General features: G+C 61.7%; 18 protein-coding genes. 8 read left to right on the top strand and 10 right to left on the bottom strand.

Annotated elements, in window-relative coordinates; genetic code table 11:
- Positions 1–17: 17 nt before the first annotated feature.
- The 6 genes from pcaH to pcaC all read left to right on the top strand — a co-directional run bounded on the left by pcaH (position 18) and on the right by pcaC (position 5,654).
- Positions 18–722, top strand: a complete 705-nt coding sequence (gene pcaH / locus M1D99_RS23145; protein WP_458130826.1) for a protocatechuate 3,4-dioxygenase subunit beta — start codon at positions 18–20, stop codon at positions 720–722.
- A gap of 1 nt (position 723) precedes the next feature.
- On the top strand, positions 724–1,290 hold the full coding sequence (gene pcaG, locus M1D99_RS23140; RefSeq protein WP_186704485.1) for a protocatechuate 3,4-dioxygenase subunit alpha: 567 nt from the start codon (positions 724–726) through the stop codon (positions 1,288–1,290).
- Positions 1,291–1,563: 273 nt separating this feature from the next.
- Entirely contained in the window at positions 1,564–2,859 is a 1,296-nt protein-coding gene (locus M1D99_RS23135; RefSeq protein ID WP_434571897.1) for an MFS family transporter, read from the top strand.
- 214 nt (positions 2,860–3,073) lie between these two features.
- Positions 3,074–4,438: a 3-carboxy-cis,cis-muconate cycloisomerase gene (locus M1D99_RS23130; protein ID WP_434571895.1), complete on the top strand. Its 1,365-nt coding sequence runs from the start codon at positions 3,074–3,076 to the stop codon at positions 4,436–4,438.
- A gap of 12 nt (positions 4,439–4,450) precedes the next feature.
- The gene (gene pcaD, locus M1D99_RS23125) at positions 4,451–5,251 is read left to right on the top strand and encodes a 3-oxoadipate enol-lactonase (RefSeq protein WP_434571893.1); all 801 of its coding nucleotides are present in this window, start codon (positions 4,451–4,453) and stop codon (positions 5,249–5,251) included.
- A 10-nt stretch (positions 5,252–5,261) separates the two neighbouring features.
- Positions 5,262–5,654 (top strand): 4-carboxymuconolactone decarboxylase, encoded by a 393-nt coding sequence (gene pcaC / locus M1D99_RS23120; protein WP_014336968.1) that lies wholly within the window; start codon positions 5,262–5,264, stop codon positions 5,652–5,654.
- Positions 5,655–5,879: 225 nt separating this feature from the next.
- Here pcaC and M1D99_RS23115 read toward each other — a convergent pair whose 3' ends face one another.
- The 4 genes from M1D99_RS23115 to M1D99_RS23100 form a co-directional block, all read right to left on the bottom strand.
- Positions 5,880–7,133 carry an OprD family porin gene (locus M1D99_RS23115; protein ID WP_458130825.1) on the bottom strand — a complete coding sequence of 418 codons (1,254 nt, stop codon included), beginning with the start codon at positions 7,131–7,133 and terminating at the stop codon, positions 5,880–5,882.
- 1,701 nt (positions 7,134–8,834) lie between these two features.
- Positions 8,835–10,292, bottom strand: coding sequence for an AdeC/AdeK/OprM family multidrug efflux complex outer membrane factor (gene adeC, locus M1D99_RS23110; protein WP_186704491.1), 1,458 nt, complete (start codon positions 10,290–10,292; stop codon positions 8,835–8,837).
- Positions 10,289–13,453 carry an efflux RND transporter permease subunit EmhB gene (gene emhB / locus M1D99_RS23105; protein ID WP_434571886.1) on the bottom strand — a complete coding sequence of 1,055 codons (3,165 nt, stop codon included), beginning with the start codon at positions 13,451–13,453 and terminating at the stop codon, positions 10,289–10,291. Before emhB ends, adeC begins: the two co-directional genes overlap by 4 nt.
- 3 nt (positions 13,454–13,456) lie before the next feature.
- Positions 13,457–14,614 (bottom strand): efflux RND transporter periplasmic adaptor subunit, encoded by a 1,158-nt coding sequence (locus tag M1D99_RS23100; protein ID WP_434571885.1) that lies wholly within the window; start codon positions 14,612–14,614, stop codon positions 13,457–13,459.
- Positions 14,615–14,881: 267 nt separating this feature from the next.
- On the opposite strand from M1D99_RS23100, the gene M1D99_RS23095 reads away from it, so the two are divergent.
- Positions 14,882–15,514, top strand: coding sequence for a TetR family transcriptional regulator (locus tag M1D99_RS23095; protein WP_186704494.1), 633 nt, complete (start codon positions 14,882–14,884; stop codon positions 15,512–15,514).
- A 371-nt stretch (positions 15,515–15,885) separates the two neighbouring features.
- Here M1D99_RS23095 and M1D99_RS23090 read toward each other — a convergent pair whose 3' ends face one another.
- The 4 genes from M1D99_RS23090 to M1D99_RS23075 form a co-directional block, all read right to left on the bottom strand.
- Positions 15,886–16,512 carry a hypothetical protein gene (locus M1D99_RS23090; RefSeq protein ID WP_458130824.1) on the bottom strand — a complete coding sequence of 209 codons (627 nt, stop codon included), beginning with the start codon at positions 16,510–16,512 and terminating at the stop codon, positions 15,886–15,888.
- 163 nt (positions 16,513–16,675) lie between these two features.
- Entirely contained in the window at positions 16,676–17,725 is a 1,050-nt protein-coding gene (locus M1D99_RS23085) for an alkene reductase (RefSeq protein WP_458130823.1), read from the bottom strand.
- A gap of 34 nt (positions 17,726–17,759) precedes the next feature.
- The gene (locus M1D99_RS23080) at positions 17,760–18,926 is read right to left on the bottom strand and encodes an MFS transporter (RefSeq protein ID WP_186704497.1); all 1,167 of its coding nucleotides are present in this window, start codon (positions 18,924–18,926) and stop codon (positions 17,760–17,762) included.
- 17 nt (positions 18,927–18,943) lie between these two features.
- The gene (locus M1D99_RS23075) at positions 18,944–19,246 is read right to left on the bottom strand and encodes an ArsR/SmtB family transcription factor (protein WP_053182660.1); all 303 of its coding nucleotides are present in this window, start codon (positions 19,244–19,246) and stop codon (positions 18,944–18,946) included.
- 155 nt (positions 19,247–19,401) lie between these two features.
- On the opposite strand from M1D99_RS23075, the gene M1D99_RS23070 reads away from it, so the two are divergent.
- Positions 19,402–19,986: an acyl carrier protein phosphodiesterase gene (locus M1D99_RS23070; RefSeq protein ID WP_458130822.1), complete on the top strand. Its 585-nt coding sequence runs from the start codon at positions 19,402–19,404 to the stop codon at positions 19,984–19,986.
- Between the two features lie 116 nt (positions 19,987–20,102).
- Here the strand turns inward: M1D99_RS23070 and M1D99_RS23065 are convergent, their stop codons facing one another.
- Together M1D99_RS23065 and olsB are read right to left on the bottom strand one after the other, a co-directional pair.
- Positions 20,103–20,897, bottom strand: a complete 795-nt coding sequence (locus tag M1D99_RS23065) for a lysophospholipid acyltransferase family protein (protein WP_434571880.1) — start codon at positions 20,895–20,897, stop codon at positions 20,103–20,105.
- The gene (olsB, locus tag M1D99_RS23060; protein WP_411386717.1) at positions 20,897–21,652 is read right to left on the bottom strand and encodes an L-ornithine N(alpha)-acyltransferase; all 756 of its coding nucleotides are present in this window, start codon (positions 21,650–21,652) and stop codon (positions 20,897–20,899) included. The genes M1D99_RS23065 and olsB overlap by 1 nt, the downstream gene beginning before the upstream one ends.
- Between the last annotated feature and the right edge of the window lie 72 nt (positions 21,653–21,724).

Genomic DNA, 21,724 nt, shown 5'->3' with positions numbered 1-21,724 from the left:
AAACCGAGGAATGCTTCATGACTGACAAGCCTGGTTATCGTCGCCCCCAAGCGGGCACCCAGCCGGAGTATCTGCACCCGCCGTACCAGTCCACCAACCTGCGCTCGCCGTCCAAGCCGTTGGTGTTCCTGCCCCATTCGCTGTCGGAAATTACCGGCCCAACGGTAGGCGCCGACCGCCTGCAGGAAAAGGACCACGACCTGACCGCCCAGCATGCCGGCGAGCCACTGGGTGAGCGGATCATCATTCACGGGCGGATGCTGGATGAGCACGGCGAGCCGGTGCCCGGCATCCTGGTGGAAATCTGGCAGGCCAACGCCGCCGGCCGCTATAACCATGACCGTGACGACCATGACGCGCCGCTGGACCCGAACTTCACCGGCACCGGTCGCACCGTGACCGATGCCGACGGCTGGTATCAGTTCCAGACCATCAAGCCCGGCGCCTATCCGTGGGGCAACCATCACAACGCCTGGCGCCCGGCGCATATCCATTTCTCACTGTTCGGGCCGAGCATCCTGACGCGCCTGGTGACGCAGATGTATTTCCCGGGCGATCCCTTGCTGGAATACGACCCGATCTACAACTGCGTGCCGGACACCCGCGCCAAGGAGCGCCTGATCGCCCGTTTCGACCTGGAAAAAACCGTCCCTCACTACGCCCTCGGTTACCGCTGGGACATCGTCTTGCGCGGCCGCGATGCCACGCCGATGGAGAAATAAGATGACGCTCACCGCCACCACGTCCCATACCGTTGGCCCTTACTACCACATCGGCCTGACCTGGCTGAACCGCGAAGACCTGACCGTTGCCCAAACCCTTGGCCAACGTGTGGCAATCACCGGGCAGGTGGTCGACGGTAATGGCCAGTTCGTCAACGACGCGATGCTGGAAGTCTGGCAGGCCAACGCCGCCGGCAAATACGCCCACCCGGAAGACGACCAGGACAAGCCCCTGGACCCGCACTTCGAAGGCTTCGGTCGAGTGCCGGTGGACGCCGAAGGGCGCTTCCGCTTCACCACCATCAAGCCGGGCACGGTGCCAGGGCTGGGCGGTACGACCCAGGCGCCGCATCTGGTCGTGCTGGTGTTCGCACGTGGGCTGGTCAAGCATTTGCTGACACGCATCTACTTTGACGGCGAACAGGCCAACGAAGCTGACCCGCTGCTGGCCTGCGTCCCCGAGGAGCGCCGCGGCACCCTCGTCGCCAAGCCCGATGCGTCAGGCGTGTATCAGTGGAATGTGATCCTGCAGGGCACGGATGCCGAGACGGTGTTCTTCGATTACTGAGTGATGGGCGATTTTGTGGCGAGGGAGCTTGCTCCCGCTCGGCTGCGAAGCAGTCGCAAACCCGGCTACCACGACCGGCCTGATACACCGGGTCGTCAGTTTGGGCTTGCTGCGCAAGCCAGCGGGAGCAAGCTCCCTCGCCACAGAGATGATGCAATCCCTGTGGGAGCAAGGCTTGCCCGCGATGGCGCCAGTTCAGGCAATGCAATACTGTGGAACGGGAGTGTTACGAAGTGTGTCTAGACTTCGTCAGCCCCAACGAGTGAATAACCCATGACCATCCCAATCAGCCATTACACCGGTGAAGAACGCAGCAAGCGCATCTTCGCCATCGTCGGTGCTTCATCCGGCAACCTGGTCGAATGGTTCGACTTCTACGTCTATGCGTTCTGTGCGATATATTTCGCGCCGGCGTTCTTCCCCTCGGACAACCCGACGGTGCAACTGGTCAACACGGCCGGTGTGTTCGCCGCCGGGTTCCTGATGCGCCCCATCGGCGGCTGGATTTTCGGTCGAGTGGCGGATCGTCACGGGCGCAAGAATTCGATGATGATCTCGGTGCTGATGATGTGCTTCGGCTCGTTGCTCATCGCCTGCCTGCCCACCTACAAGGACATCGGCGTCTGGGCGCCAGTGCTGCTGTTGCTCGCGCGCTTGCTGCAAGGCCTGTCGGTGGGCGGGGAATACGGCACCACCGCCACCTACATGAGTGAAGTGGCCCTCAAGGGCCAGCGCGGCTTCTTCGCCTCGTTCCAGTACGTGACGCTGATTGGCGGGCAGTTGCTGGCGGTGTCGCTGGTGGTGGTCCTGCAACAGTTTCTAAACGAGGACGAACTGCGTGCCTACGGCTGGCGGATTCCGTTCGTGGTAGGCGCCGCGGCGGCGTTGATTTCCCTGCTTCTGCGTCGCTCGTTGAAGGAAACCAGCAGCAAGGAAATGCGCGAGAACAAAGACGCCGGCAGCATCGCCGCGCTGTTTCGCGACCACAAGGCGGCGTTCATCACCGTGCTCGGCTACACCGCCGGTGGTTCGCTGATTTTCTACACCTTCACCACCTACATGCAGAAATACCTGGTGAACACCGCAGGCCTGCATGCCAAGACCGCCAGCTACATCATGACCGGCGCGCTGTTCCTCTACATGTGCATGCAACCGCTGTTCGGCATGCTGGCGGACAAGATCGGCCGGCGTAACTCCATGCTCTGGTTTGGTGGCCTGGGAGCGTTGTGCACGGTGCCGATCCTGCTGACGCTCAAAAGCATCAGCAGCCCGTTCCTGGCGTTTGTCCTGATTACGTTGGCGCTGGCGATCGTCAGTTTCTATACCTCCATCAGCGGCCTGGTGAAAGCCGAAATGTTTCCACCTGAAGTGCGGGCACTGGGAGTAGGGTTGGCTTACGCGGTGGCCAATGCGATTTTTGGCGGATCGGCCGAATACGTCGCCTTGAGCCTGAAGGCCCAAGGCATGGAAAACGCCTTTTATTGGTATGTCACGGTGATGATGGCAGTGGCATTCCTGTTCAGCCTGCGCCTGCCCAAGCAGCCGGCATATTTGCACCATGATCTTTAAGGCTTGTTTGATTCATTGTGGCCAGTGATTGCACCGCTGGGCCCTGTAGGAGCTGGCGAAGCCTGCGATCTTTTGATCTTTCGCTTGGGATTCAAGTGTATTGGGAAAGATCGCAGCCTCGTTGCACTCGACAGCTCCTACACAGCTCCTACGGGTGCAAGCCAGCAGGAGCAATCTCTGACCACAAGGGCATCCATTTTCCCAAGGACTGTTTATGAGCGAACGACCGGGCAATCAGCTGTTCGATGCCTACTTCACCGCCCGCGACATGCGCGAGGTGTTCTGCGATGCAGGGCGGGTGCAGGCCATGCTGGACGTCGAGGCCGCATTGGCCCGGGCCCAAGCGCGAGTGGGGTTGATCCCCCAGGACGCGGTGGCGCCGATCGAGAGCGCCTGCCGTGCCCAGTTGTACGATTTTTCGGCGTTGAGCGAAGCGATTGCCAGTGCCGGCAACTCGGCGATTCCGCTGGTCAAGGCGCTCGGCAAACTCATCGCCACCCAGAGCGCCGAGGCTGAACGTTATGTACACCTGGGCGCCACCAGCCAGGACGTGATGGACAGCGGATTGGTGCTGCAACTGCGCCGAGCGTTGGACTTGATCGAGGCAGAGCTGGCGCAACTGGCCGTCACCCTGGCTCGACAAGCCGAGCGCTACGCCGCCACACCGCTGGCCGGGCGTACTTGGTTGCAACACGCAACCCCGGTAACCCTGGGCATGAAGATCGCCGGTTGGCTGGGGGCGATCACCCGCAGTCGCCAACGCTTGCGGGAACTCAAGCCGCGTTTGCTGGTGCTGCAATTCGGCGGCGCCTCCGGAACGCTCGCCGCCTTGGGTGAACAGGCGCTGCCGGTCGCCGAAGCCCTGGCCGCCGAGTTGCAACTGAACCTGCCTGAGCAACCGTGGCACACCCAGCGCGATCGCCTGGTGGAGTTCGGCGCGGTGCTAGGGTTGATCGCCGGCAGCCTGGGCAAATTGGGGCGCGATATCAGCCTATTGATGCAGACCGAGGCCGGCGAAGCGTTCGAACCTTCTGCACCGGGCAAGGGCGGTTCGTCGACGATGCCGCACAAGCGCAACCCGGTGGGCGCTGCGGTGCTGATCGGCGCGGCGACACGAGTGCCTGGCCTGTTGTCGACGCTGTTCAGCGCCATGCCTCAGGAACACGAGCGCAGCCTGGGCCTGTGGCACGCCGAATGGGAAACCCTGCCGGAGATCTGCTGCCTGGTCTCCGGCGCCTTGCAACAGGCGCGACTGCTGGCCGAAGGGCTGGAAGTGGACGCGGCGCGCATGGCCCGCAACCTGGAACTGACCCAGGGGTTGGTGCTGGCCGAAGCGGTGAGCATTGTCCTGGCCCAGCGGGTTGGTCGTGACACCGCCCATCATCTGCTGGAGCAATGTTGCAAGCGCGCCGTGGCCGAACAGCGGCATCTGCGCGCTGTGCTGGGAGACGAACCCCAGGTCAACGCGCAGTTATCCGCGACCGAGCTCGACCATCTGCTCGACCCGGCCCACTACCTCGGCCAGGCCCAGACCTGGGTCGCCCGAGCCGTGGCCGAACACTTTGCCTTGAATGCCTGAAAGGAGATTGTTGTGGGATTCGTCAAACTCGCCGAGGGCGATCTGAACTACCGATTGGACGGGCCGCAAGACGCCCCGGTGCTGGTGCTCTCCAACTCCCTGGGCACCGACCTGCACATGTGGGACGAGCAGATCCCGGCCTTCAGCGAACATTTTCGCGTGCTGCGTTTCGACACCCGTGGTCATGGCCAGTCGCTGGTGACCGAAGGCCCCTACAGCATTGAACAGCTGGGCCACGATGTGCTGGCGATGCTTGATCAGTTGAACATCGACAAGGTGCATTTCTGCGGCTTGTCCATGGGGGGCTTGATCGGTCAATGGCTGGGCATCAATGCCAGTGAACGCCTGCACAAACTGGTGGTGTGCAACACCGCGGCCAAGATCGGCGACCCGTCGATGTGGAACCCGCGCATCGAAACCGTGCTGCGTGACGGCAAGGATGCGATGGTGGCGTTGCGCGATGCGTCGATTGCCCGCTGGTTTACCCCCGACTTTGCCGAGGCCCAGCCTGCGACGGCGAAAAAAATCACTGACATGCTGGCCGCGACCTCGCCCCAGGGTTATGCCGCCAACTGCGCGGCGGTACGTGATGCCGATTTTCGCGAGCAGTTATCGTCGATTCGCGTGCCGCTGCTGGTGATCGCCGGCACCGAAGATGCGGTGACGCCACCGTCGGGGGCGCACTTTATCCAAGAGCGCGCCAATGGCGCCGAGTACGCCGAGTTCCATGCGGCGCACCTGTCCAACGTCCAGGCCGGTGCTGCGTTCAGTGCGCGGGTCCTGGATTTCCTGCTTGATTCTGGCCGCGCCTGAGGAGTTTCCTGTGGACGAGAAACAACGTTACGACGAAGGCATGCAAGTACGCCGCGCGGTGCTGGGCGATGCCCACGTCGATCGCAGCCTCAATGCCCTGACCGAGTTCAACAGCGAATTCCAGGAGATGATCACCCGCCACGCCTGGGGAGACATCTGGACCCGCCCGGGCCTGCCGCGCCATACCCGCAGCCTGATTACTATCGCCATGCTGATCGGCATGAACCGCAATGAAGAGCTCAAGCTGCACCTGCGCGCTGCCGCCAACAACGGCGTGAGCCGCAGCGAGATCAAGGAAGTGATCATGCAGAGCGCCATTTACTGCGGCATTCCGGCGGCCAATGCCACCTTCCACCTGGCCGAATCCGTCTGGGACGAACTGGGTGTCGAATCGCGGGCTTGAGGTCCATCGCTAATCCCTGTGGGGGGGCAATGCTGTGGGAGCAAAGCTTGCTCGCGATGCAATGCCACACTCACCAGAAATGCCACTGACCCACCGCTATCGCGAGCAAGCTTTGCTCCCACACGGGATCCTCAGTGAGCACAGATTTTGTACTCGGCACTGATCCCTTGTGGGAGCGAGCCTGCTCGCGAAAGCGGTGGTACAGCTTCCCTCCATGCTTGGCTTTTACAGCAAGCTAATCGGATAGCTGACGATCAACCGGTTCTCATCGAATTCATTGGTGCTGTAATCCCGGCGCATTGTCGAGTTACGCCATTTCACATTCAGGCTTTTCAGCACACCGCTCTGTACGGTGTAGGCCAGTTCACTTTCGCGGCCCCATTCCTTGCCGTCATCGACGGTGGCGGTGTGCACGTTGTCGCCGCTGATGTAGCGGTTCATCAGGGTCAAGCCCGGCACGCCGACGGCGGCGAAGTTGAAGTCGTGGCGCACTTGCCAGGATTTTTCCTTGGCGTTGTCGTAGCTGGAGTTGTAGCTGTCGTTCGCCAGGGTGCCGCCGCTGGTGCCGTTGACGCGCATCCAGGCATCATCGCCGCCGACTTTCTGCAGGCCGACGTAGAAGGTGTTGCCGCCATATTTGGCCGAGAGCATGGCGAGCGCGGTTTTGTTGTCCAGGTCGCCGGCCAACGCGCTGCCGTTTTCCTTGCCGGTGAAGTAGCCAAGGTTGGCGCCCAGGGTCCAGTCGCCCATGGGTTGGCTGTGGGTCAGGTTGAAATATTGCTGTTGGTAGATGTCGGACAGTTCCGCGTACCAGACGCCGACCTGGGTGCGTTTTTCGTTGAAGGCGTATTCACCGCCACCGAAGTTGAAACGGTCGGAGGTGAACGCGCCGCGGCCGTTCATCGACATGTCTTCCATGCTCGCGTCGTTGCGCGGGCTGTTGCCACGGAACTGGCCGCCATAGAGGCTCAGGCCGCTGATTTCGGTGGAGGTGACCTGGCCGCCGCGGAAGGTTTGCGGCAGGGAACGACCGTCGTCGGAACGCAGGATCGGCAGCACCGGCATCCATTCGCCGACCTTCAGTTCAGTCTTCGAGACCTTGGCCTTGAGGGCCACGCCGAGGCGACCGAAGTCATCGGCGGGGCGACCGTCATCGTGTACCGGCAGCAGTTGTGTACCTGCCGTGCCACGACCGCCGTCGAGCTTGACCGAGTACATGCCCAGCACGTCCACGCCGAAACCGACCGTGCCTTGGGTGAAACCGGACTTGGCGTCGAGGATGAAACTCTGGGTCCACTCTTCAGCCTTGCCTTGGGCATTGTTCGGGTTGGTGAAGTTGCGGTTGAGGTAGAAGTTGCGCAGGTTCAGGGTGGCCTTGGCATCTTCGACGAATCCCGATTCCGCAGCCAGAACGGGCAGGGCGGCGCTGGCCAGGGCGGCGGCGATGAGGCTGGGGAACAGGTGCTGTGTGGGCTTCATGGGCGTTGTCTCTTGTTTTTTTATGGACGAAGCGAGTTGTTGCCGCAACCGTGGGTTACGAACATTGCGGTGGAGCTGGAGGGTTAAAACGATCGAGGATCAGCCGGACGGAGCGGGGCGCAGAGGCATGGCGTCGAACCTGTTGTTATTGGTTTTGTGTGAGGGATGGTGAAGGGCTGCCTGGGATCGGTTCAATTGCCGTTTGCGGGTTTTGGGCGATTATCGAACGGCAAAACGGCCGATTGGATGGACGCATTCCACTGTGTGCGAGCCTGCTCGCGATGGCGGCCTGACACTCCCTGGCGGCCTGACAGTCTTGGCGGAGTACATATCCATTCCTGCGGTAACGGCCGCTAATGGTTCCGCCCTTACGGCGGGTCACTTTTGAAGAGCCCGGAAGCCGGCCCAGTCAAAAGTAACCAAAACGCTCCTGCCCCACCACTCGGTGCCTCGCTTAGGCTCGGCATGCCCTCACTCCGGCATTGCTCCGTGGGCCGCCGCGAAGGGCCATCCATGGCCCAGCGCGGCTAACCCGGCATCCATGCCGGGTTACCCACTCCACAATGCCTGCGTTCGGCCATCGTGGTTAACGGGGCGCCCGAGATCAAAGTCCACCGCGAGGCGGCCTAACAGCCGACCTGACTCTCCCGGTCGTACACCCGTCAGATCTGTGGGAGCAAAGCTTGCTCGCGAGGCGGCCTGACAGCCGACCTGGCTCTCCCGGTCGTACTCTTATCTAAATCTGTGGGAGCGGGCTTGCTCGCGAAGGCGGCCTAACAGTCGACCGGGTTCTGGCAGCTGTACTTCGACCCAACTGTGGGAGCGGGCTTGCTCGCGAAGGCGGCCTAACAGTCGACCGGGTTCTGGCAGCTGTACTTCGACCCAACTGTGGGAGCGGGCTTGCTCGCGAAGGCGGCCTAACAGTCGACCGGGTTCTGGCAGCTGTACTTCGACCCAACTGTGGGAGCGGGCTTGCTCGCGAAGGCGGCCTAACAGTCGACCGGGTTCTGGCAGCTGTACTTCGACCCAACTGTGGGAGCGGGCTTGCTCGCGAAGGCGGCCTAACAGTCGACCGGGTTCTGGCAGCTGTACTTCGACCCAACTGTGGGAGCGAGCCTGCTCGCGAAGGCGGCCTGACAACCGACCTAGTTCTGACGGCTCTACTTCAATCCAAGTGTGGGTGTCACAGTCGGTGGTGATGTGGAATTTGCCGGCCTCTTCGCGAGCAAGCCCGCTCCCACAGGAGGAACGCGGTCCCCATCAAGAACCAGGTCGGCTACTAGGCCGCCTCGCGGTGGACGTTGATCTCGGGCGCCCCGTTAACCACGATGGCCGCACGCAGGCATTGCGCAATGGGCACCTCGGCATGGATGCCGAGGTAGCCGCGCTGGGCCATGGATGGCCCTTCGCGGCGGCCCACGGAGCAATGCCGGAGTGCGGGCATGCCGAGCCCTAGCGAGGCACCGAGTGGTGGGGCAGGAGCGCTTTGGTTACTTTCGCGCTTTTCGAAAGTGACTCGCCGTCAGGGCGAAACCATAAGTGGCCGTTACCGCAGCAATGGATATGTACCCGATCAACAAAATCTTGGCCAGCCGTAAGGCCGCCATCGCGGGCAAGCCTTGCTCCCACATAAGCCAGCGTTAAAAGGTGCACAAACAAAAAGCCCACCTTTCGGTGGGCTTCGTGTTTTTAAGCATTGGATCAGAACAACTTCGTCTCCGGCGCTTTCTCCGCCACCGGCTCGTTCTTGCCCGTCTCGGCATTCCAACCACCGCCCAATGCCTTGTACAGATTGACCTCGCTGGTCAGTTGCGCAAGACGGTCGGTGATCAGCGATTGCTGCGCGCTGAACAACTGGCGCTGGGCATCGAGGAAGGTCAGGTTGCTGTCGACGCCGATGCGGTAGCGACGCTCGGCCAGGCGGTAGTAGTCCTGGTTGGCGGCGACGAAATCGGTCTGGGCCTGCAACTGCTCGTTGTAGGTCTGGCGCGCGGCCAGGCCGTCGGAGACTTCCTGGAACGCGGTCTGAATCGACTTCTCGTACTGCGCGACGTTGATGTCTTTCTGGATCTTCGCGTAGTCCAGGCTTGCTCGCAGGCTGCCGGCATTGAAGATCGGCAGGTTGATCTGCGGCGCGAAGCTCCAGGTGCCCGAACCGCCCTTGAACAGGCCGGACAGGTCCGGGCTCAGGGTGCCGGCGTTGGCCGTCAGGCTGATGCTCGGGAAGAACGCGGCCCGCGCGGCGCCGATGTTGGCGTTGGCGGCCAGCAGGTTGCGTTCGGCCTGGAGAATGTCCGGACGACGTTGCAGCAGGTCCGACGGCAGCCCGGCCGGCACTTCGCTGAGCAGGTCATCGCTCAACGGTTGCGAGTTCAGGTTCGCCGGCAGGCCGGTGCCCAGCAGCAGGGTCAGGCTGTTCTCATCCTGGGCGACCTGGCGAGTGTAGCGGGCCAGTTGCACGCGGGCGTTTTCCACGGCGGTGCGCGCCTGGCTCAAGTCCAGGGCCGAGGCCACGCCGACTTCGGCGCTGCGCGAGGTCAGCTTGAAGCTTTGCTCGTAGGCACCGAGGGTTTCCTGGGTCAGCTTGAGCAGTTCCTTGTCGGCTTGCCAGGTCAGGTAGGCATTGGCGACGTTGGCCACCAGGCTGATCTGGGTGCTGCGCCGGGCTTCTTCAGTGGCGAAGTAGCTTTGCAGCGCTTGCTCGCTCAGGCTGCGAACCCGACCGAACAGGTCCAGCTCATAGGCGCTGATGCCCAGCGTTGCCGAGTAGGAACTGGTGATCGCCGCTTCACCGGTCTGCGATGCCCGCGCCGGTACCCGCTGGCGGCTGCCGGAGCCGGTGGCCGAGACCGCCGGGAACAGGTCCGCGCGCTGGATGCGGTATTGCGCGGCATAGGCATCGATGTTCAGCGCCGCGACGCGCAGGTCGCGGTTGTTTTCCAGGGCGACCTGGATCAGCTGTTGCAACGCCGGGTCATGGAAAAACTGCTTCCAGCCTTGCTCGGCGGCGGCCTGGCCGGGCGCCTTGGCGGCCTCGTAGGCCGGCCCTTGCGGGTATTGCGCCGCAACCGGTGCGTCGGGCCGCTGGTAGTCGGGGATCAGCGAGCAACCGCTGAGCACGACGGCGGCGATGGTCAGGGAGAGTAGCGACTTGCTCATTGGCCAGCCTCTTTGGAAGTTTCAGGAGTGTTGTCCTGGTCGATATTTTTGCGACGACCCATCGACGACACGGTCACGAAGAACAAGGGCACCCAGAAGATCGCCAGGATGGTCGCGGTGAGCATACCGCCGATCACACCGGTACCGATGGCGTGTTGGCTGCCCGAACCGGCACCCGTGGAAATCGCCAGCGGAACCACACCGAGGACGAACGCCAGGGACGTCATGATGATCGGCCGCAGACGCATCCTACAGGCTTCGATGGCGGCTTCCACCAGGGTTCGGCCCTGTTCGTGGAGTTCCTTGGCGAACTCCACGATCAGAATGGCGTTTTTCGCCGCCAGGCCGATGGTGGTCAGCAAGCCCACCTGGAAGTACACGTCGTTGGACAGGCCGCGCAGGCTGGTCGCCATCAGCGCCCCGATGATCCCCAGGGGCACTACGAGCATGACGGCGATCGGAATCGACCAACTTTCATACAGCGCCGCCAGGCACAGGAACACCATCAGCAGCGACAAGGCATACAACGCCGGCGCCTGGGAGCCCGACAGACGTTCCTCATAGGACAAGCCCGTCCAGGAAATACCCACACCGGCCGGCAGCTTCTTGGCGATGGCTTCGACTTCGGCCATGGCTTCACCGGTGGAGTAACCAGGGGCCGGGGCGCCGAGGATCTCCATCGCTTCCACACCGTTATAGCGGGCCAGTTTTGGCGAACCATAGACCCACTCGCCCTTGGCGAACGCCGTGAACGGCACCATGGTCCCGGCGCTGTTGCGCACGTACCACTTCTGCAAGTCCTCGGGGCTCATGCGGGCACCGGGCTGACCCTGCACATACACTTTCTTCACCCGACCACGGTCGATGAAGTCGTTCACGTAGCTACTGCCCAAGGCAATCGACAGGGTGTTGTTGATGTCCGACAGGGTGATGCCCAGCGCGCTGGCCTTCTCGTCGTCGATTTCCAGCTGGTATTGCGGCTCGTCGTTCAGGCCGTTCGGACGCACCTGGGAGAGGATCTTGCTCTGGGAAGCCATCCCCAGGAACTGGTTGCGAGCCTCCATCAGCTTGTCGTGGCCGATACCGGCACGGTCCTGCAGGAACACGTCGAAACCGGTGGCGTTACCCAGTTCCAGCACTGCCGGCGGGGCGAAGGCGAACACCATCGCGTCACGGAACGTGAAGAAGTGCTGCTGGGCGCGGGCCGCGAGCTTGAACACGCTGTTGTCGGCGTTACGCTCCTCCCATGGCTTGAGCATGATGAAGGCCATGCCGGAGCTCTGGCCGCGACCGGCGAAGTTGAAGCCGGTCACCGTGAACACCGACGCCACCGCATCGCCTTCGCCGCCGTCCTTGCTCGGACGCAGCAGGAACTCACGCATCTTGTCCACCACCACCTGGGTGCGCTCGGCACTGGAACCGGCCGGGGTCTGCACCTGGGCGAACAGCACGCCCTGGTCTTCTTCGGGCAGGAACGCCGTCGGGATGCGAGTGAACAGCCAGATCATGCCAACCACGATGAGCACGTAGGCCAGCATGTACGGGGCCTTGTGCCTGAGCATATTGCCCACGCCACGCTCGTAGCTGCGAACGCCACGGTCGAAATTGCGGTTGAACCAGCCGAAGAAGCCGCGTTTCGGTGTGCCGTGCTCACCCTTGGGGATCGGTTTGAGCATGGTGGCGCACAGGGCCGGGGTGAAGATCAACGCCACCAGGACCGACAAGGCCATGGCCGAAACAATGGTGATGGAGAACTGTTTGTAGATCACACCGGTGGAACCGCTGAAGAACGCCATCGGCAACAGCACCGCCGACAGCACCAGCGCGATACCCACCAACGCACCCTGGATCTGGCCCATGGATTTCTTGGTGGCTTCCTTGGGTGACAGGCCTTCTTCGCTCATCACCCGTTCGACGTTTTCCACCACGACGATGGCATCGTCCACCAGCAAGCCGATGGCCAGCACCATGCCGAACATGGTCAGGGTGTTGATGCTGAAGCCGGCCGCCGCGAGGATGCCGAACGTACCCAGCAACACCACCGGCACCGTCATCGTGGTGATGATGGTGGCGCGGAAGTTCTGCAGGAACAGGAACATCACCAGGAACACCAGCGCGACCGCTTCGACCAGGGTTTCAACCACACCCTTGATCGACTCGCTCACCACCGGCGTGGTGTCGTACGGGAACACCACTTCCACGCCTTGCGGGAAGAACGGCTTGAGATCGTCGATGGTCTTGCGCAGGGCCTTGGCCGTGTCGAGGGCGTTGGCACCGTTGGCCAGTTTGACGGCCAGGCCCGACGCCGGGGCGCCGTTGAACTGGGCGCTGACACTGTAGTTCTCACCGCCCAGGCCGACATCGGCGACGTCGCCGACGCGCACTTGCGAGCCGTCCGGGTTGACCTTGAGCAGGATCGCCTTGAACTGCTCGGCGGTCTGCAGACGGGTCTTGCCGATGATGGTGGCGTTCAGTTGCTGGCCGGGCAGGGCAGGCAAGCCGCCAAGTTGGCCGGACGAGACCTGGACGTTTTGCGCGGCAATGGCGTTTTTCACGTCGACCGGGGTCAGGTTGAAGTTGTTCAACTTGGCCGGGTCGAGCCAGATCCGCATGGCGTACTGGGCACCGAAGACCTGGAAGTCACCGACACCGGCAGTACGCGAGATCGGGTCTTGCAGGTTGGACACGATGTAGTTGGCCAAGTCGTCCTTGGTCATGCTGCCGTCACGCGACACCACGCCGATGACCATGAGGAAGTTCTTCACCGCCTTGGTCACGCGGATACCCTGCTGCTGCACTTCTTGCGGCAACAGCGGGGTGGCCAGGTTCAACTTGTTCTGGACCTGGACCTGGGCTGTATCGGAGCTGGTGCCCTGTTCGAAGGTCGCGGTGATGGTCATGCTGCCGTCGGAGTTACTTTCCGACGATACATAACGCAGGTTGTCGATACCGTTGAGCTGCTGCTCGATCACCTGCACCACGGTGTCCTGCACGGTTTGCGCGGACGCGCCCGGGTAGGTCACCTGGATCGCAATGGCCGGTGGCGCGATGCTCGGGTATTGGTTGATCGGCAACTTGAGGATCGATAAAGCCCCGACCAGCATGATCACCAGGGCGATCACCCAGGCGAAAATCGGACGGTCGATAAAAAATTTCGACATGGTTTACTCCCCTTTGCCTTCGGCTGCTTTATCAGCTGCCTGAGCGGGGGCCGGGTTCTGGGTGTTGACGTTGGTGGCTTCGGTGGCTTTGACTTCCACCCCCGGCCGTACGTACTGCAACCCTTCGGTGATCAGGCGATCGCCGGCCTTGAGCCCGTCTTCGATCAGCCACTGGCTGCCGACGGTGCGGCTGGCCTTGAGCTGGCGCAGTTCGACTTTGTTGTCGGCGCCCACGACCATGGCGGTCGGCATGCCCTTGAGGTCGCGGGTCACGCCTTGTTGCGGTGCCAGGATCGCGGCGCTGTTCACACCGGCCTGCAATTGGGCGTGGACGAACATGCCCGGCAGCAGGGTGTGGTCAGGGTTGGGGAACACGGCGCGCAAGGTCACCGAACCGGTGGTCTGGTCAACCGAGACTTCGGAGAACTCCAACTTGCCTTCGTGCGGATACTGGCTGCCGTCTTCCAGGGTCAGCTTGACCATGGCGGCGTTCTCGCCGGCCTTTTGCAGACGACCGCTTTCCAGCTCGCGGCGCAGTTGCAGCAGCTCGACCGAACTCTGCGTCACGTCGACATAGATCGGGTCCAGTTGCTGGATGGTCGCCAGGGCATCGGTCTGGCCGTTACTGACCAGCGCACCCTCGGTCACCGAGGAACGACCGATGCGACCGGAAATCGGCGCATAGACCTTGGTGTAGCGCACGTTGATCTGGGCAGTCTGCAGGTTGGCTTCCGACTCCAGGCGATTGGCCACGGCGGTGTCGTATTCCTGGCGGCTCACCGCCTGTTCGTCCACCAGTTGCTTGTAGCGGTCGGCAATCGACTTGGTGGAACGCAGGTTGGCCTCGGCGCTCTTGAGAGTCGCTTCATAGACAGCCGGATCGATCTGATACAGCTGCTGGCCGGCCTTGACGTCGGCGCCTTCCTTGAACAAGCGCTTGAGAATGATCCCGTTGACCTGTGGCCGTACTTCCGCGACGCGGAACGCGCTGGTGCGGCCCGGCAGTTCCGAGGTCAAGGTGAAGGGCTGGGTCTTGAGGGTTACGACGCCGACCTGAGGAGGGGGAGCAACAGGTGCAGCCTCTTCCTTTTTGCATCCGCTGAGCAGCGATGCCAGGGCGATGGCGGTAACCAGAGCAGTAACAGCTGGCTTGAATTGCATGGAAATCCTCGGGTCCAGGCGCGCAACGGGCGCACTCGAAAGGTGGAAAGGTAAAAAAGCAGCAGTAATTCAATTAGTAGGATGCTAAGAAATATACTTACGTACACGGTTGTTTGTAAACAGCCAAATTGCGTAATATCCGTATTTACAAAAGCCTGACAAAGGCCAGCGTAGATCGGCGACGCGCTCCAAGGGACGTCGCCTCATATTTTGTTCAGCTGATTCTTACGCATTGCTGACCGCATCCTGATTGAGGTGTTTACTGCCATGGTCCGTCGTACCAAAGAGGAAGCCCAGGAGACTCGCAGCCAGATCCTCGAAGCCGCCGAAAAGGCCTTTTTCGAGCGTGGCGTGGCGCGTACAACCCTGGCTGACATCGCGACACTGGCCGGTGTGACTCGCGGGGCCATCTATTGGCATTTCAGCAACAAGGCGGATTTGCTCCAGGCGATGCTCGATACCCTGCACGAGCCACTCGACGAGTTGGCCCGTGCCAGTGAGAGTGAAGAGGAGCTTGACCCGCTGGGCTGTATTCGCAAGCTGCTGGTCCGGTTGTTCCAGCAAGTGGCCCTGGACCCGAAAACCCGACGCATTAATGAGATCCTGTTCCATAAGTGTGAATTCACCGATGAAATGTGCGATTTGCGCCAGCAGCGACGCGAGGTCAGCCTCGACTGCAATGTGCGCATCGCCCTGTCATTGCGCAATGCGATGAAGCGTGGCCAGTTGCCGGATGATCTGGACCCGGAAAGGGCTGCAGTCGCCATTCATGCCTACATCGATGGCATTCTGTACCAGTGGCTGCTGGCCCCCGACAGCTTCGCCCTGGCGGGTGAGGCCGAGCGTTGGGTGGAGATCGGGCTGGATATGCTGCACCTGAGCCCTAGCCTGCGCAAATGAAACAAAATGCGTAATTGCGTCGGTTTGTGTCAATACAGCGCGTAAGGGTGCTTTTATAAACCGACGTTGGCGCGGTTGGTAGGCAATTGGCGGCGAATTTTGTAGGAAATTTGTTTCGCGCTGGTAAACGTGTAGGAATAATTCGCTCGGCAAGGCTGTCCGAACAGGTCAGTAGATACTCCGCCAGATTGCCTTGGCGAGACGGTAATTCTGTTCCCTTAAGACAAATGATGAACCAGTGGCGAGGGAGCTTGCTCCCGCTGGGCTGCGTAGCGGCCCCATTTTGTGAGCGCTTCGCACTCAAGCGGGAGCAAGCTCCCTCGCCACAGATAAGCCTTAAGTGAACAGCATTACCGGCAAGGCTGCATTTTTCAGCTCACCGTGAGTTCCACGGTAAAACCATAAGGTTCTTCATTGGCTGTGCGAGTGATTCGAGTCGTGCATTGGATCGGGCTCATTCCAATGGAGGTTACTTGGTGGATCCGGACGGGTGCCAGCGTTGGTGAAATGACACCGAAGGACGTATTGACGCGCAAACCGAAGTCAAACCGAAAGCCAAATTCTTCATCGCCGAACACAATGAAGTGTTTGAACATGTCCTTACTGCGACTGCCCAGGCGTCGGCTATAAGCAAGATCGAATTTCAACGCTTGGATATCCCAAGGAAGAATCGCTGAAAAGTTCTGCCTGTCCGCATTCGAATGCAGATTGTGTTCACTGACTTCAAAGTCCAGGTCGGTATGATTGATCAACTTAACGACGAGACGAGTGCGGTTCGGGTCGACGCGTTCCTGTTCCCAGGCCTGGATCTGCTTATTGATCTTGTCATTCTGGCTCGCTTTCTCCATCAGCGCCGTGAGCATCGGCTTGTACTCTTGCGTATCGAGCGATCTGAGGTACTGGGACAACACGGCCAACGGTGCCCAGTTGAATTGAGCGGCGAAGACTTCATAAATACTTTTGTCAGCCTGTGGGCTGTTTTCAGGGGTGGTGTTCATTTGAAATCCTTTTCAAAGAGAGTGATTGCAAGACGCTTTGTCTTGTGGCTGGCGATAATAAGAAGGGTTGAAGGGACTTTAGAAGTTTGGATGTTTGACGGGATATTTAGCGCGCATAAAAAAGCCCTGGCTCTTTCGAGGCAGGGCTTTTGTTTTTTACGATTTACATCACTGGATAATCGATATAACCCACCGGCCCCTTGCCATAGAAGGTCTCCGGATGCGCTTCGTTCAGCGGCGCGTCGGCTTGCAGGCGTGCCGGCAGGTCCGGGTTGGCAATGAATGGCACACCGAAGGCCACGGCGTCAGCCTTGCCTTCTGCCAGCCAGGCATTGGCGCTCTCTTTAGTAAAGCGTTCGTTGGCGATGTACGGGCCGCCGAAAGCCTGCTTGAGTTGTGGGCCGATGCTGTCTTCGCCCTCCTTCTCACGGGAGCAGATGAAGGCGATGCCACGCTTGCCCAGTTCGCGAGCCACGTAGCTGAAGGTTTCCAGGCGGTTCTCGTCACCCATGTCATGGGAGTCGGCGCGTGGCGCCAGGTGCACGCCAACCCGGCCGGCGCCCCAGACTTCGATGGCGGCGTCGGTCACTTCCAGCAGCAGGCGGGCACGGTTTTCCAGGGAGCCGCCATAGTTGTCGGTGCGCTGGTTGGTGCTGCTTTGCAGGAACTGGTCGAGCAGATAGCCGTTGGCGCCGTGGATCTCCACGCCGTCGAAACCGGCGGCCTTGGCATTCTCGGCACCGACGCGGTAGGCGTCGACGATGTCGGCGATTTCAGCGGTTTCCAGTCCGCGCGGCGTTGGGTAGTCGGCCAGTGGACGGACCAGGCTGACGTGGCCCTTGGGCTGAATCGCGCTGGGGGCCACCGGGGTTTCGCCGTTCAGGTACGACGGATGGGAGATCCGGCCGACGTGCCACAGTTGCAGGAAGATCTTGCCGCCGGCGCCGTGGATCGCCTTGGTGACGTTGGACCAGCCGCGTACCTGGTCGTTGGACCAGATGCCCGGGGTGTCCGGGTAGCCCACGCCCATCGGCGTGACGGAGGTCGCTTCGCTGAGGATCAGGCCAGCGGAGGCGCGTTGCACGTAGTACTCGGCCATCAACGCATTGGGCACGCGGCCTGCGTCGGCGCGGCAGCGAGTGAGCGGGGCCATGATGATGCGGTTCTTCAGCTCGATGTCGCCGAGTTTGATGGGGTCGAAAATAGTCGCCATGAAAATACAACCTCGAAAGTGGAAGGGTAAACAGTCAACGAGTTGCCGGGGCCAGGTCGGTATTGCCGCCCTGGCGGAAAGTGATCAGGGTGACCAGCAGCGCCAGCACGGCCAGCGCGCCGGCGGCCAGGGGCACGGCAGTCAGGCCCAGGCCTTGGTCGATGACGCTGCCGCCGACCCAGGCGCCCAGGGCATTGCCGACGTTGAAGGCGCCGATGTTCAGGGTGGACACCAGGTTGGGCGCGTCCTTGCCGAAGGTCACCACGTTGACTTGCAGGGCCGGCACGGCGGCGAAGCAGGCGGTGGCCCAGAGGAACAGGGTGATTTCAGTGGGGATCAGCGCCACGCTGGTCCAGCTCAGCACAGTGGACACCACGGCCATGGTGATGAAGACGCCCATTAAGGTGTTTGCCAGGCTCTTGTCCGCCAGCTTGCCGCCGATGATGTTGCCCAGGGTCAGGCCCAGGCCGATCAGCACCAGGGTCCAGGTCACGCCACGGGGCGATACGCCGGTCACTTCACCCAACAGCGGGGCGACATACGTGAAGAGGGTGAACACCGAGGCGGAGAACAGCGCGGTCATGCTCAGGGACAGCCACAGACCGGCGCCTTTGAGCGCCACCAACTCCGAGCGCATGTCGAGTTTTTCTTCGTCGCGCTTGGCCGGCAGGAAGCGGATCAGGCCGATCAGTGCCACCACGCCGATAACCGTCACTGCCCAGAAGGTCGAGCGCCAGCCGGCTTCCTGGCCCAGTGCGGTGCCCAGCGGCACGCCGAGCACATTGGCCAGGGTCAGGCCGGTGAACATCAGGGCCACGGCCGAGGCGCGCTTGTTGGGCGCCACCAGGCCGGCGGCCACTACCGAGCCAATACCGAAGAACGCACCGTGGCACAGGGCCGTGACGACCCGGGCGAACATCAGCACGTTGTAGTCGCTGGCGATGGCGCAGAGCAGGTTGCCGACGATGAAAATCCCCATCAACGCCACCAGGGCGGCCTTGCGCGGCAGCCGGGCGGTGGCCAGGGCCATGAACGGCGCACCGATGGCCACGCCCAGGGCGTAGCCGGTCACCAGCCAGCCGGCGCCGGGAATCGACACGCCCAGGTCGGCCGCCACGTCGGGCAGCAGGCCCATGATGACGAATTCGGTGGTGCCGATGGCGAAGGCGCTCAGGGCCAGGATCAGGAGTGAAAGGGGCATGATGGGTCCTTGTCAGGTCAGAGCTCTTGGCTCATTTGCTTGAGGAACTGCTGGATCACGTCCTCGTTGCGTTTGAAGAAGTGCCATTGACCGACCTTCTGGCTGGTGATCAGCCCCGCCCGTTGCAGCACCGCCAAATGCGCAGACACCGTGGATTGCGACAGGCCGCAACGCTGGTCGATCTGCCCGGCGCAAATGCCGAACTCATGGTTGTGCAACTGGTCGGGGAACTGGACCTTGGGGTCTTTGAGCCAGTTGAGGATGTCTCGCCGTACTGGGTGCGCCAGGGCTTTTATTATTTCGTCGAGGTCGAGGGTCATGGTGGCAGGCTCGGGTGAGTAAAACGCTATATCGCGATGGAGCGAACCTTAAATCGTTACTTCGCGATATACCAATATGGATTTGATCTGAATGCCCAACAAATCGCTATATCGGGTTATAACGATATGGGCGCGGGAGTGCTAAGCTGCGGGCCATGAACTATCTCGCGCACCTGCACCTCGGCGGCCCCGGCCGGGAACAACTGCTCGGCAGCCTCTATGGCGACTTCGTCAAGGGACCGCTGCAAGGGCTCTACGACCCGCGGATCGAGGCGGCGATTGCCCTGCATCGGCGCATCGACATGTACACCGACCGTCATCCCTTGGTGGACATCGCCCTGTCGCGCTTTTCCACGGTGCGACGGCGCTATGCCGGGATCGTGCTCGACGTGTTTTTCGATCATTGCCTGGCCCGGGACTGGCCGTTATATGGCGAAGAGCCGCTGCTGGATTTCACGTCCCGGGTGTACCAGGTGCTCGGCACCGAACCGCAGTTGCCAGGACGCCTGGCGCACATCGCCCCGCATATGGCGGCGGATGACTGGCTGGGGTCTTATCAGGAATTCGAGGTGCTTGGGCAGGTGCTGCGCGGCATTTCCCGCCGCCTGTCCCGTCCCGAGGAACTGGCCAGGGCGATGCCGGAATTGATCAGGCTCTATGAGCCGTTGAGCGAAGACTTTCGGTTGTTCTATCCGCAGCTTCAGGATTTTGCGTTGAGCCAGGTCACACCAAATAACTAAATTGTGGGAGCGGGCTTGCTCGCGAAGGCGGTGGATCAGTCAACATCTGTGTTGAATGTACTGCCGTCTTCGCGAGCAAGCCCGCTCCCACAAGGGATTTTCCACGGGAATCCGAATCAGGCCGCAATCGCCGCGGGTCGCACCGGCACTTGCTGTTTCTCGGGAATCGCGCCGAACAACGCCTTGTGCACCGCCTGCTGCGCCTGGAAGGCCAGGGCCGCGCGTTCCTGGCCATGGCAGGCAATCGGTTCCAGCAGGTGGATGTGCACCTCGCCCCGATCATTGGCGAACAGGCGCATCAGGTGCGACAGCAAATCATCATCGCCAATGAACGGTGCCAGGGAGTCCGGCTCGCCGTTGCGCAGATAACGAATCGCCACCGGTTGCAAGGCGACATCGGCATCGATCGCCGCCGACAACAAGCGACCGTGGAAGGTACGCAGGGAACGGCCGTCGGTGGTGGTGCCTTCCGGGAACATCAACAACGGATGGGCCTGTTCCAAGTGGCGACTCATCTGTTTGCGGATCAGTTGGCTGTCACCCGAGCCGCGACGGATAAACAAGCTGCCGGCCTTGGCAGCCAGCCAGCCGGCGACCGGCCAGGTGCGCACTTCGGCCTTGGACAGGAACGACAGCGGCGTGAGCATGCCCAGCAGCGGGATGTCGGTCCAGGACACATGGTTGCTGACCCAGAGCATCGGTCGTTGCGGCAGTTGACCATGGACGGTGACGGTAAAGGGCAGGGCATGGCTCAGCCGGGCCATGAAGAACCGCGACCAGCGCTGGCGACGCACCATGGAGTTGGCGATCCCCAGGCGTTCGAACAAACCGAACACGCTGGCCATGCTCAGCCCCAGCGTCACCACCAGCAAGACTCGCGCGATACGCGCGTACACCCGCAACCGACTCATCACACCGCTGCCTTGAAGTGACGGGCGTAGCGCGGGCAGAGCTCGTCGCGCTTGAGCAGGATGAACACATCGGCCACCTGGAAATCCTCGTCCCAGCACGGCTCGCCGCAGATCTTCGCGCCCAGGCGCATGTAGGCCTTGAGCAGCGGTGGCATCTCGGCAATGACGTTGGACGGCACGTCCAGGGTCGGCAGTGGTTTTTTCGGCACGGCTTGCAGGTGTTCGGTGCACAGGTAGCGTTCGCGCAGGCGCTGCATGATCGCCTGGGCCTGTATGCCGCCATCCTGCATCGGAATGCTCGCGCAGCCCATCAGGTAGCTGTAGCCGCCTTCGTTCAGGACTTCGGCCAGCTCGCCCCAGAGCACCGCGATGGTGCCACCGTTGCGGTAGGCCGGGTCGACGCAGGTACGGCCGATTTCCAGGATTGGGCCCTTGAGGTGGACCAGGCCGTGGAGGCTGAACTCTTCTTCGCTGTAGAACCGGCCCAGGCTGCTGGCGGCCTGGTGGTCGAGCAGGCGAGTGGTCGCCACGAGGCGGCCGGTGTTCAGGTCGCGTACGCCGATGTGGGCGCAGTGAACATCATAGTCATCCATGTCCAGACCCATTTCCGCGCCTTTGAGCTTGGCGTTGAACTCGCCACTGAAGACGTTGAAACGCAGGGCCTGGGCTTCTTGCAAGGCGTGGGCGCCAACCAGGCGTTCGGCTTGCAGGCGGCGTTCATTGCCGGTGTCGCTGATGCGGGCGATCTGAGTCATAGCGAATCTCCGTGCGGGCTGTTCAGTTGCAGCCTGTCGACTTTCTTTATGCAGCCATGTTGTGCAAAGTCA

The organism is Pseudomonas sp. R3-41 (genome assembly GCF_054161485.1).
The sequence above is the reverse complement of the archived record's forward strand: the minus strand, read 5'-3'. Positions and strand labels throughout refer to the sequence as shown.